Source organism: Bacillus sanguinis, assembly GCF_018332475.1.
GTDB classification, from domain to species: Bacteria; Bacillota; Bacilli; order Bacillales; family Bacillaceae_G; genus Bacillus_A; species Bacillus_A sanguinis.
Genome location: NZ_BOQB01000106.1, coordinates 24,550 through 36,656, shown reverse-complemented (window position 1 = coordinate 36,656; position 12,107 = coordinate 24,550). Strand labels below are relative to the sequence as shown.

Here is a 12,107-nt window from a genome sequence, read left to right as displayed (position 1 = left end):
TATCAGCAACTTCTTCTTTATTAGATTGTTCAAGCTTTAGTAAATTCGAACCTTTTTCATAGTATAGTTCACCCAATAAGTATAAAGTATTTAGATTAATAGCTAATTTGATACCCTTATCAATGTATTTTTTTGCTTCTTCGTATTGATATGTGTAATTCAAACATTTTGCTAAATTATAAATGATTTTTAATTTAATTTCTTTATCTCTAGGAAAATCTAACTTATCAAAATTATTTAAACATCTTTTTAATATATTAATACTCTCTTTATATTCTTTATTTTCTGCATGAAATATAGCCATTGTCTGCATAATATCTATTTCTCTCTCTGTTAAAAAATCAATATTCGTTACAGTTATTTTTAATGCATTATTCAAAAGAGTTAAAGCTGTTTTTATTGAGTTATTCACACGATATATAGCAATTGCTTCATGCCATATTAGAAATTGTTTATCTTCTTTCATTCGAAAATTATTTAAGTTTTTTTCTTTTGTTACTATTTCATAAAGCTCTTTATATTGATGTTGTCTTATACAGTCTTTCATTACACATTTTACATTTTCTATATATTTTAATTTTTTGTTTTGAGTTAGTGCAAATATATTATTTGGATCAATACCAAGCCTTTCTGATAATTGATATAACAATATGCTAGATGGATAAATCACACCTTTTTCAATCTTGCTAATTTGACTTTGTGAACATATTCCATGACATAATTCGGATTGTGATATATTTTTTTTAATTCTAAGTTCTTTAATGGTAATACCCAAATCGTAAAATTCCATTTTCTCTCCTCAAATATAACCCTTAATGAGTATAAAATTATTTTTCATCTTTTAATGTAATGTAAAATTAGTACAGTTGCAATTATTGTTTCTTCTATATGTTCTTTTCACTTCTTTGCTCAGATGCATTTCGAGGCGCGAGTCTTACTTCACAGAAAAACAGACTAGGGAGAAAGTTTTCTCCTTAGCCTGCCCCACCGATATTTCGCATTTATTAAGAGCAACACCATATTGCTTTATCAAATGATTTTTCAGGAATGTATACTTTATCATTTTCGATTTTGTATTTTATATCGTTTCTCTTCAGCACTTCCGTATCAACAGAATGAACACTATCACCCCACCGAACAAATTCCCCATCATCACAATTGTCCCAAAAATAAAAACTTACGAATACGATAAAAACACATACGCATAGAGCGAACCACTTCTTTTTCCGCAAATACCTCACCATCTTAAACTGGAGAGCTACTAAAAAAACATTACTCATTTCCGTCTCTTTTTAACCGCAATTAAAAAAGTAATAAATAATACGTTCACACCAACTATTAAGGAGATAAATAACCAATTCACACCTGTTTCTCTATTAACTTTATACACATTTGATTCTTCACGCTTTAAAACGAGATAAAAATTTCCGTTTTCCTCTCTTATAATTTCATCTTCCAGTAGGCCACGTAATTCCTTTTTTTCTCCAATCAAATTTGCATGAAGAGGAACCTTTTGTATCTCTTTCGTATTATTAATCGCTACTAACGTTACCTCATCTTTATACTTTCGTTTTAATATACTCATTCCATCTTTATCATACAAAAGCTCAAACGTACCGCGTCGTAAAGACGGTCTCGTTTGTCTAAGTTCACCAAGTTTTGTTATATGCTGCATAAACTTTTCATCCGATTTGAAATCCATTAACCGTCTATTATCTGGCGTATCTCCTCCATCTAATGCAATTTCAGTACCGTAATAAAAATTCGGAATACCTGGTGATGTTAATAAATATGTGAGAGCTAGTTTCAAACGAGATGGCGGATAATTCATATGCTCTTTTACAATACGAGCATATCTTTTTGTATCTTGATTATCTAAAAATGTAATGGCTTCCTCGTCTTTTTTACTCACTTCATATAAAGGTTTCACCGATACATCCGCTTTTGAAAACGATTCTACTATTTTTTCAGTGTATTCACTATCTTCCTCTGTCATAATACGAAAATCTTTCTTTATCGCTTGCATATCTTTTTGCACGTCATCCCAAAATGCATCCGACTTTTTTTCACTATGTATTACATAACTTGCATCTAAATCGACTTCTTTAATCCACCATTTCATCGCGTCAATTACTTGTTGTTCGTTCTCTCCAAGCGGAAATTGAAATACAACTTTCATTCCTTTTGCGTGAGCTATTTGTACAAGTTCTTTCACATCATTTTCTGTTCCGAAATGGTCATTTACCTTTTGAAAATCGTGCACGTCTAATCCATCGTACTTTCCACTTTCAAAAAGCGGAGAAAGCATAACAGTAGTAAATCCCATTTCCTTTATGTAATCCATTCTTTTTATAATCCCTCTTATATCTCCGCCTTGATACCCTTCTAAATTACCAACTTCTAACTGTTTGTCATTTTTCGGTTCTCCATTATTAAAGCGATCAATCATAATAGAATATATAACTTCGTCTCGCCACTCTCTTTTTTCATCTGCAAACGTATGTATTGGTACAAATAAAACGACAGCTAAACAAAAATAAATGAACAGTTTCCTAGTATGTATTTTCCCCACACGCATCCCCCATGTTTTTTAATTGTAAGAATATTATACCAATTATCCAAACGAATCGCATACGTTGATTTCATTCTTCTCAAATTATCTCATGTTATATTTTCTAACATGAGATAAAAAGTTTTCTGAATTTTTAGTTGATTTTTCTTTTCGTTTCGAATATGATATGAAACATAACAAATTGATGTTATTTTTTCTAACATTATAGGAGGAGAGAGCATGAATACGGGAGATACTGTTTTTATGTTTGTAACGACAGTAATGGTCATGTTAATGACACCAGGATTGGCACTTTTTTATGGGGGCATGGTTCGCAGTAAAAACGTGCTTAGTACGACAATGCATAGTTATAGCGCAATGGCTATCGTTTCGATTCAGTGGATTATAATTGGTTATTCTTTATCATTTGGACCAGATTGGCACGGACTTATCGGTACACTCGATTGGTTCGGTTTAAACGGAGTTACCTACACACCAAATCCAGACTACTCATCTACTATTCCTCACAATTTATTTATGATGTTCCAGCTTATGTTTGCTATTTTAACTCCCGCTTTAATTTCAGGTGCATTCGCCGAAAGAATGCGATTTTCTGCTTTCCTTATTTTCATCCTTCTATGGACAACAATCGTTTACAATCCTGTCGCTCATTGGGTATGGGGCGTTGGCGGGTGGCTAAGAGAACTTGGCGCGTTAGACTTCGCTGGTGGTAACGTCGTTCATATTACATCTGGCGTGGCCGGCCTTGTATTAGCCGTTTTCCTCGGAAAACGAAAAAACATAAACGGTTCTTCCCCTCACCATTTACCATTTACGATGCTAGGCGCCGGTCTACTATGGTTCGGCTGGTTCGGTTTTAATGTCGGTAGCGCATTATCTTTAAATGATGTAGCTTTAACTGCATTTATTAATACAAATATAGCCGCTGCTGCCTCCGCATTAACTTGGATGCTTTCAGAATGGTTCTTCCAATCAAAACCGACTGCGATGGGAGCTGCTTGCGGAGTTGTTTCCGGTTTAGTCGCTATTACACCAGCTTGCGGGTTCGTTACACCTTTCTCTGCTCTTCTTATCGGAGCAATCGGCGGCGTATTATGCTTCGGGGCAGTCTTTTTCTTAAAAACAAAATTCGGATACGACGATACACTCGATGCATTTGGATGCCACGGTATCGGCGGCACTTGGGGTGGTATTGCGACAGGACTATTTGCAACTACTGCTGTAAACAGTGATGGCGCGAACGGATTATTTTACGGAAACGCCGCTTTACTGCTTAAACAACTGATAGCAATCGGCGCAACTTATGCATTCACAATCATCATGACGTATGCCATTATTAAAGCGATTAACTTCTTCCTCCCTGTTCGGGTAGATGAGCATGAAGAACATATGGGACTTGATATTTCGATGCACGGAGAGAAAGCTTATGAGTATACTGAGCGAGTGAACTAAAAAAGAGATGCAATCTATTGGTAGTAGATTGCATCTCTTTTTATTGTACTTATCGGCGCGGTATCCCCACTTAGTATCCCATTGAATATATCGACGATTCCCCGGATATATCGTTTTATCAATAAATCCCAACATAACGAACCTGAAGAATACTCCGATATAACTTACGAATCGCCATACTTACTTTTATTCAAACTTAATATAATAAGAAATGCAATCGCTATTACACCTAAAAAGCGAACTGGATTAAACGGCGTTCCTACCGTTTCATTAAAACGATGATAAACAAAAGGGATCATCTCAAGCACCATTAGTCCCATTGCTATTTTAAATGTCTCAGCCATCGCTTTATTTTTTATAAACGTAGCACGTTCATCACCTTGTTTCCCAATCGCTATAAACATTTTCATAATAGCAAACACCACAAATAAAAAGACACTTAGAGCAATAATAAAAATCAAAACATCCATCAAAATACACCTCATATATGTAAAACTTATTTGACAAGAGTATACCATCTCCCACTCCTCATGTAAAACATATTTTACATAAAAAAAGACGACCGTTTCACAGTCGCCTTTCCCTATTTATTTCGGAGCATTTCCTACATATTGCGTAATATCAACATTTAAAGCTTGTGCTAAGCGCATTCCGTACTCGTGATCTGCACGGAAGAAGTTACAAATTGCTAGTAATTTTGTGCGTTCATTTACGTCTTTTAAGTCATTTGTTAAGTTTGCAATTAAATTGTCTTGCTCTTCTTTAGAGAATGAACGATAACGCTCACCTGCTTGTTTGAAATCATTTGGTTTATCAATTTTTTCACGAGATACATAACCTTCTACTTTCATAGTTGAATCACGGTAAGCTGGATCTTCAACTGGATTTTCAGCATGACGGCTCGGTTCGTAATTGATTGTAGATGGGTTTTGATTGATTTGCATCGCACCATCACGTTGTTGGTTATGAACAGCTGCGTACGGGCAGTTTACAGGAATTTGTAAGTAGTTCGCACCAAGACGGTAACGCTGTGTATCTGGATAAGAGAATAAACGACCTTGTAATAGTTTATCTTCAGATGGTTCAATACCATTTACAGTTGCACTTGGAGAGAACGCCACTTGCTCTACTTCTGCGAAGAAGTTTTTCGGGTTACGATTTAACGTCATCGTCCCTACCTCAATTAACGGGAAACGATCTTCTGGCCATACTTTCGTTGGGTCTAATGGATCGAAATCTAAAGAATCCGTTTCTTCTAGTTGCATCACTTGTACGTGTAAATCCCACTTCGGATAGTTTCCTTTTTCAATCGCATCGAACAAGTCACGAGTTGCATGGTTGAAGTCTTTTCCTTGTACTTCTTGCACTTCTTTTGCACTTAAGTTACGTACACTTTGCTGTGGTTTCCAGTGATATTTAATGTAGACGATTTTACCTTCTGCATTAATCCATTTAAATGAATGGACACCGAAACCTTCCATTTCGCGATAGCTTGCTGGTGTACCGTAATCAGAAAATACCCATGTCATCATATGTGTAGATTCTGGACTTAACGTCATGAAATCCCAGTAACGATCTGGTGTTTGAATATTTGTATCAGGTGCTGGTTTTAAAGAATGCACCATATCAGGGAATTTAATTGCATCACGAATGAAGAAGACTGGTAAATGGTTACCTACAATATCGTAATTTCCTTCTTCTGTATAAAATTTAACAGCGAAACCGCGTGGATCACGTGCTGTTTCAGGAGAACCTTGACCATGAATAACCGTTGAAAAACGAACAAACACAGGTGTTTCAGTTCCTTCATTTTGTAAAAATGCTGCTTTCGTATATTTCTTCATGCTGTTTTTCGTTACGAATACACCGTGAGCACCTGCACCACGTGCATGCACAACACGCTCTGGAATACGTTCACGATCAAAGTGAGCTAGTTTTTCTACTAAATGATAGTCTTCTAATAATACTGGTCCACGGCGACCAGCTGTACGAGAATTTTGGTTATCTCCGACCGGAGCACCTTGGTTTGTTGTTAAGCGATTATTTGGATTCATCTAGGGGGATCCTCCTCTTTCTTTCATAGTAATTATTATTTATTTAAAATTATTATAAATTAATTATTATTCAAAATTAGTTCTTTGTCAACTATTTCTTTCATTTTTCTGGAAACAATTGTAGTTAAACAATCAATAAATGTAGATTGTGCATTCGGCATATTCGGTCTAAAATACGCCGCATTTAATTCATCCGTCACAACTTTACACTCGTAATCGTTGTCATATAAAACTTCTAAATGCTCTGCCACAAAGCCGACTGGACAATATACGAAAGATTCATATCTATGCTCTTCAAATAAATCTCTCGTTAAATCTTGTACATCCGGTCCAATCCATGGATCAGATGTATTTCCGGCACTTTGCCAACCAATTGTATAGTTTTGAATATTTGCAGCTGCTGCGATTAAATCCGCTGTATGCTGCAATTGCTCCACATAAGGATCACCTGCTGCAATAATTTTTTCTGGTAAACTATGCGCTGAAAAAATTACGACCGCTTTCTCTTTATCATCAATTTTTGTAAATGTTTCTTTTATTTGATCTGCCCAATACGAAATAAACTTCGGTTCATCGTACCATTGGTCAATCGGCTCAATAACAGGACCACCTATTTCCTCCGAGAGACGAATTGCACGCTCATTATATGCCTTAATGCTAAAGGTAGAATAATGCGGCGCTAATACGATACTAATCGCTTGCTCAATTCCATCGCGCTTCATCTCTTCTACTGCATCTTCTATAAATGGAGCAGTATGTTTTAAGCCTAAGTAACAATTAAATTCATACTCTGTAAACATATTATTCATTGAGTCTGTTAATTTATGCGCTTGCTCTTTCGTAATTTTTGCAAGCGGTGAAATTCCGCCAATTGCTTTATAGCGCCCGATTAAATCTTGGAGCGCTTCTTCGGATGGCTTACGCCCATGACGAATATGTGTATAATATGCCTCTACTTCATCTAATGAATCCGGCGTTCCATACGCCATTACGAGTAAACCTATTTTTTTCTTTTTCATCTATATAACACCTCAATTTTATAAATGAGAATCTTTTTCAAGAACATTTGTTTCCAATTATAACAACTAATAATAAGTACGTAAAGATAATTATTCTAAATAAGTATTTTTTCTAATATGATTTTGAATTTTATATGACAATTTATTTAATAAAAAGCGACTTACTTATAAAGTAAGTCGCTTTTCTTCTATTCCTTAATATTTACCCCATACTCTTTAAACCAAACATGAATTTGTGCTAAATGAGCTAAAAGCTGAGGCCCAGTCATTAATTGACCGAACCAAGGTGATTGAAATGCACTGCCGCCTGACTCAATTAATCCGCTCAACTGCTCTTTATCAAATAGTTCGTGTAAAATTGATCCTTTATCCGTTAATAAATCTTGTAGCCATACTGTTACTGCTTTTGTATAGTGCGGATTATGTGTTTTCGGATACGGGCTCTTCTTTCTATATAAGATGTCATTTGGAAGTAATCCTTCTAACGCTTTACGCAATAGACCTTTTTCGCGGTTTTTATACATTTTCATTTCCCAAGGAATATTCCACGCATATTCGACAAGTCGATGATCCGCAAACGGAACACGTACCTCTAAGCTCGCCCCCATACTCATACGATCTTTTCTGTCTAATAATGTTGTCATAAACCACACCATGTTCAAGTAAAATAATTGTCGTCTCTTTGCTTCAATTGGGTTTTCTCCCTCTAAAATAGGAACTTCTTGAATGGATTCTTCATAACGCTGCTGTACATATTGTTGTAAGTTTAATTTATTTCTCCATTCTTTCTTTAGCAGTTGTTCACGCGCTTCTGTAGAGCGCATCCACGGAAATGCACTCGATTGTAAATCATCTTCTCTATAGAACCACGGGTAACCACCAAATATTTCGTCTGCGCATTCCCCAGATAAACCAACGACAAAATCTTGTTTAATTTCGCGGCAAAACCATAATAATGACGAATCGATATCTGCCATACCAGGCAAATCACGAACGAGTACCGCTTCTGTTAAATACTGCGCTAATTGTTCATTTGAAATGACGCAGCGATGATGAATTGTTTGAAACGTCTCCGTCATCAAATGAATAAATGGTGCATCTGAATTTGGCTGAAACGCATTCGCTTTAAAGTATTTGTCATTATCTTCATAATCAACAGAGTATGTGTGTAATTGCCCTTTCCCCGACCTTGCGTATTCTTTCGCAGCAATTGCCGTAATGGCACTCGAATCTACACCACCTGATAAAAAAGTGCATAACGGTACATCAGAAACGAGCTGCCTTGTAATCGCATCTTGTAATAAAAAGCGTGTTTTCTCTACTGTTTCTTCAAAGGAGTCTTCGTGCTTCTTGCTTTCTACATTCCAATATCTCCATATACATAAACCGTTCTTTGAAAATGTCATCGCATGCCCTGGACGCAACTCTTTTATACCAGCATAAATACCGTGACCAGGCGTTCTAGATGGACCAAGTCCAAATATTTCGGATAATCCTTCTAACGTTACTTCTGCCTTCACATCTGGATGAGCCAGTATCGCTTTTAACTCTGAACCAAATAGTAATCGCCCACTATCATATTTATAAAATAGTGGTTTTACACCTAGTCGATCTCGCGCAATAAATACTTGTTCTTTCTGTTCATCCCATACGGCAAACGCATATATACCGTTTAAATGATCGACACATTCTTCTTTCCATTCCATATACGACGCTAATAGTACTTCCGTATCAGAATGACCTTTGAACGTATATCCTCTTCTTAATAGTTCCTTTCGAATATCTTCCGTATTATACAGTTCGCCGTTATAACAAATTGCATAATTCGTTTCGTCTTTTAAACAAGTCATCGGCTGTTTACCACCCTCAGGATCAACAACGATTAACCGTTTATGCCCAAATGCGACATTTCCTTTAATCCAAACTTTATTATCATCTGGACCACGCTTTGCTAACGTCTCAGCCATCTTCGTAACGACGTCCCGTTCTCCTTCTAATGAGCGTTTATAATCCACCCATCCTGTAATCCCGCACATATAAATCATCCTTCCATCCTATTTCTTTTCCTAAACGAGCAGTAATCCCCACCCTTAGAGGTGCGGATCAAAAAATGAAAAACTTGACGATAACCTACTATCCACATATGGAATAGCATTTTCACTCAGTAAAACGTGTTTTATTGTATGCCCACCTATGTCTAGATGTGTCTAGTTATAAAGAATGCGCGAACTGTCTATAACAGAAATAACTACTTTTCATAAAGGAGAAATCGTGTATGATACAACGTAACCATATTTTATATAACCAGCCTCGCGCTCATACAGTTGGTAATGTAGAATATATAAACAATGAATGGGTATTCTTTGATGATGAAAATGATGAAGCATTTTTATTAGAAGATATTGCCGAAGATGGCTTTGAGATTTTATATAACAACAACTGGCTACCAGCTCGTTTCTATGAACAAGATGTATTACGAATCGCCAACGAACAGCATCATTTGCAAAACGGGGAAATGATACGAATTCGAAAGAAATTACTTCTTAGCTATACGGAATGGCTCGAGGAATTACCTGACTCTGTCTTTACATTATTAACGGAATCATTGCAATCACTTCATTACTCTTTATATGATTGCATGTATTGTCATAATTATTTATCTTTTTTACCGAAAGAGGAAGCGCGCGAAGGAGTAAATATTCTTTTGTTTGATAACGAAGAGATGATTTGTACACTGCAGCACCATTTCGTTCGTCACACTACGTCCAATAAAAATATGTTTCGTTTTACGAAAGTAAACGGAGAAGAGTTGCATATCGATGCAACCTAAAATAAAAAACCACCTTATCTCCCAAGTCTTTGAGATTATAAGGTGGTTTTATTTTTTATTAGAATACTTGCCAACCAATCGGTAATTTCAGTCCAAGGTAAAATACTGCTACTAGCGCAACAATAAATAGCCCCCAAACTGCCCCTGTTGCTTTGTTCTTGCTCATTTTCACAAGAACCATTTCCATTCCACCGATAACTAAAATACCAGCTATCATTTTTAAACCATACCACATGTGCATGTTACTTGTTGCAGTCTTCATAATACCCATGTACAACATGAAACCTGTCACAATAATGATAATGTACATAAGACGAAGCCCCATATGTACACCTTTACCTTTTCTCCCTGCTGAATAAAGTGAATACGCAACGAAGAATAAAATTAAACCTAACGCCCATGCTGTAATATGCATATGTACCATCGTATCCCTTACCTCCTCTTTTCACACTTTTTCACTCTATATGATAACATGTTCATTTATTTTCAGGAAATGTTTCGCTTTTTTACATTTAAATGATATAATATTTAGAGTATTTACAAACTTCTTGTAATAACAAAAGGGGGAACAATCATGATTCAAACTAAGGATATTATCGAACTTACAGACACATACGGAGCAAATAACTATCACCCACTTCCAATCGTTATTTCTAAAGCAGAAGGCGTTTGGGTAGAAGATCCTGAAGGAAACCGCTATATGGACTTATTAAGTGCATATTCTGCAGTAAACCAAGGTCATCGTCACCCAAAAATTATTAACGCTTTAATTGACCAAGCTAATCGTGTTACGTTAACTTCTCGTGCTTTCCATAGTGATCAATTAGGTCCTTGGTACGAAAAAGTTGCGAAACTAACTAATAAAGAAATGGTACTTCCAATGAATACAGGTGCAGAAGCTGTTGAAACTGCAATTAAAACAGCTCGCCGCTGGGCTTATGATGTGAAGAAAGTAGAAGCAAACCGTGCTGAAATTATCGTTTGTGAAGATAACTTCCACGGACGTACGATGGGTGCTGTTTCTATGTCTTCAAACGAAGAGTACAAGCGTGGATTCGGTCCAATGCTTCCTGGCATTATCGTAATTCCTTACGGTGATTTAGAAGCGTTAAAAGCTGCTATTACACCAAATACAGCTGCATTCATTTTAGAGCCAATCCAAGGTGAAGCAGGAATTAACATCCCACCAGCTGGTTACTTAAAAGAAGCTCTTGAAGTATGTAAAAAAGAAAACGTTTTATTTGTAGCAGATGAGATCCAAACAGGTTTAGGCCGTACTGGTAAAGTATTTGCTTGTGATTGGGACAATGTAACTCCTGACATGTACATACTTGGTAAAGCACTTGGCGGCGGCGTATTCCCAATCTCTTGCGTAGCAGCAAACCGCGACATTTTAGGCGTATTCGAGCCAGGTTCTCACGGTTCTACATTCGGTGGTAACCCACTTGCATGTGCTGTTTCTATCGCAGCTCTTGAAGTGTTAGAAGAAGAAAAATTAACAGAGCGTTCTCTTCAATTAGGTGAAAAATTAGTTGGGCAATTAAAAGAGATTGATAACCCAATGATCACTGAAGTTCGTGGTAAAGGTTTATTCATCGGTATCGAATTAAACGAGCCAGCTCGTCCTTACTGTGAACAACTAAAAGCAGCTGGTCTATTATGTAAAGAAACACATGAAAATGTAATTCGTATCGCACCACCTCTAGTAATCTCTGAGGAAGATTTAGAGTGGGCATTCCAAAAAATTAAAGCAGTATTATCGTAATAATAGAGAGGTTGTCCTACATGTTGGGACAACCTCTTTCTTTTTATATTGATTTATACTAAAATAAAATTGTAATTTTCTGTATTTTAATCCATAAAAGGAGGTGCGACATGCTATTAAGATACGGCAAACATATTAACTATTTGGCTACATCCTTTATTCTAGTTACATTCTTTGGCTTCCTACTTTCCGTAACATTGCTTAGCCACTACTCCACTTCTACTACATTCACACTACTGAAAGCATCATTTTGGACTACTGTTATTCTTACTATCATTGGTTTTGGACGAGAAAAAAGCGCACTTACGGTTATACTATTTGGCATTTGTACACTTGTATTAATTGGTCTTTATACCTATTCCGTTATTGATTATCTCTATCACCCAAGACCATAGAAAAGAGCTATCTTCGATAA

At 36.2% G+C, this 12,107-nt stretch carries 12 protein-coding genes; 4 read left to right on the top strand and 8 right to left on the bottom strand.

The window, feature by feature from the left end; translation table 11 throughout:
- The 3 genes from KI369_RS13460 to KI369_RS13450 all read right to left on the bottom strand — a co-directional run.
- On the bottom strand, positions 1–790 hold a 790-nt coding region (locus KI369_RS13460), incomplete at its 3' end, for a helix-turn-helix domain-containing protein (RefSeq protein WP_212956277.1).
- A 214-nt stretch (positions 791–1,004) separates the two neighbouring features.
- Complete coding sequence (locus KI369_RS13455; RefSeq protein ID WP_212956278.1) at positions 1,005–1,232, bottom strand: hypothetical protein; 228 nt, start codon at positions 1,230–1,232, stop codon at positions 1,005–1,007.
- Between the two features lie 44 nt (positions 1,233–1,276).
- On the bottom strand, positions 1,277–2,572 hold the full coding sequence (locus tag KI369_RS13450) for an alpha-amylase family glycosyl hydrolase (RefSeq protein WP_238484921.1): 1,296 nt from the start codon (positions 2,570–2,572) through the stop codon (positions 1,277–1,279).
- Positions 2,573–2,791: 219 nt separating this feature from the next.
- On the opposite strand from KI369_RS13450, the gene KI369_RS13445 reads away from it, so the two are divergent.
- Positions 2,792–4,024: an ammonium transporter gene (locus KI369_RS13445; protein WP_212956275.1), complete on the top strand. Its 1,233-nt coding sequence runs from the start codon at positions 2,792–2,794 to the stop codon at positions 4,022–4,024.
- 164 nt (positions 4,025–4,188) lie between these two features.
- Here KI369_RS13445 and KI369_RS13440 read toward each other — a convergent pair whose 3' ends face one another.
- From KI369_RS13440 to asnB, 4 genes are all read right to left on the bottom strand, one after another.
- Positions 4,189–4,494: a hypothetical protein gene (locus KI369_RS13440; protein ID WP_212956274.1), complete on the bottom strand. Its 306-nt coding sequence runs from the start codon at positions 4,492–4,494 to the stop codon at positions 4,189–4,191.
- Positions 4,495–4,611: 117 nt separating this feature from the next.
- A complete protein-coding gene (gene katB / locus KI369_RS13435) occupies positions 4,612–6,078 on the bottom strand; it encodes a catalase KatB (protein ID WP_212956273.1) in 1,467 nt (488 codons plus the stop codon).
- Between the two features lie 59 nt (positions 6,079–6,137).
- Positions 6,138–7,097 (bottom strand): ferrochelatase, encoded by a 960-nt coding sequence (hemH, locus tag KI369_RS13430; RefSeq protein WP_212956272.1) that lies wholly within the window; start codon positions 7,095–7,097, stop codon positions 6,138–6,140.
- Between the two features lie 188 nt (positions 7,098–7,285).
- The gene (gene asnB / locus KI369_RS13425; protein ID WP_212956271.1) at positions 7,286–9,133 is read right to left on the bottom strand and encodes an asparagine synthase (glutamine-hydrolyzing); all 1,848 of its coding nucleotides are present in this window, start codon (positions 9,131–9,133) and stop codon (positions 7,286–7,288) included.
- 239 nt (positions 9,134–9,372) lie between these two features.
- Between asnB and KI369_RS13420 the strand changes: the two genes are divergently transcribed.
- Complete coding sequence (locus tag KI369_RS13420; protein WP_212956270.1) at positions 9,373–9,927, top strand: DUF2777 domain-containing protein; 555 nt, start codon at positions 9,373–9,375, stop codon at positions 9,925–9,927.
- Between the two features lie 58 nt (positions 9,928–9,985).
- On the opposite strand, the gene KI369_RS13415 is transcribed toward KI369_RS13420, so the two are convergent.
- Positions 9,986–10,351 (bottom strand): YisL family protein, encoded by a 366-nt coding sequence (locus tag KI369_RS13415; protein WP_000233490.1) that lies wholly within the window; start codon positions 10,349–10,351, stop codon positions 9,986–9,988.
- Between the two features lie 150 nt (positions 10,352–10,501).
- Between KI369_RS13415 and rocD the strand changes: the two genes are divergently transcribed.
- Positions 10,502–11,692: an ornithine aminotransferase gene (rocD, locus tag KI369_RS13410; RefSeq protein ID WP_000616654.1), complete on the top strand. Its 1,191-nt coding sequence runs from the start codon at positions 10,502–10,504 to the stop codon at positions 11,690–11,692.
- Positions 11,693–11,802: 110 nt separating this feature from the next.
- Complete coding sequence (locus KI369_RS13405; protein WP_212956269.1) at positions 11,803–12,087, top strand: hypothetical protein; 285 nt, start codon at positions 11,803–11,805, stop codon at positions 12,085–12,087.
- Positions 12,088–12,107: the final 20 nt, after the last annotated feature.

Excerpts from the sequence above, each read along its gene's own strand:
- katB (WP_212956273.1), bottom strand. The coding sequence starts at position 6,078 with ATGAATCCAAATAATCGCTTAACAACAAACCAAGGTGCTCCGGTCGGA.
- KI369_RS13415 (WP_000233490.1), bottom strand. The coding sequence starts at position 10,351 with ATGGTACATATGCATATTACAGCATGGGCGTTAGGTTTAATTTTATTC.
- KI369_RS13440 (WP_212956274.1), bottom strand. The coding sequence starts at position 4,494 with ATGGATGTTTTGATTTTTATTATTGCTCTAAGTGTCTTTTTATTTGTG.
- KI369_RS13405 (WP_212956269.1), top strand. The coding sequence starts at position 11,803 with ATGCTATTAAGATACGGCAAACATATTAACTATTTGGCTACATCCTTT.
- KI369_RS13445 (WP_212956275.1), top strand. The coding sequence starts at position 2,792 with ATGAATACGGGAGATACTGTTTTTATGTTTGTAACGACAGTAATGGTC.
- KI369_RS13420 (WP_212956270.1), top strand. The coding sequence starts at position 9,373 with ATGATACAACGTAACCATATTTTATATAACCAGCCTCGCGCTCATACA.
- hemH (WP_212956272.1), bottom strand. The coding sequence starts at position 7,097 with ATGAAAAAGAAAAAAATAGGTTTACTCGTAATGGCGTATGGAACGCCG.
- asnB (WP_212956271.1), bottom strand. The coding sequence starts at position 9,133 with ATGTGCGGGATTACAGGATGGGTGGATTATAAACGCTCATTAGAAGGA.
- rocD (WP_000616654.1), top strand. The coding sequence starts at position 10,502 with ATGATTCAAACTAAGGATATTATCGAACTTACAGACACATACGGAGCA.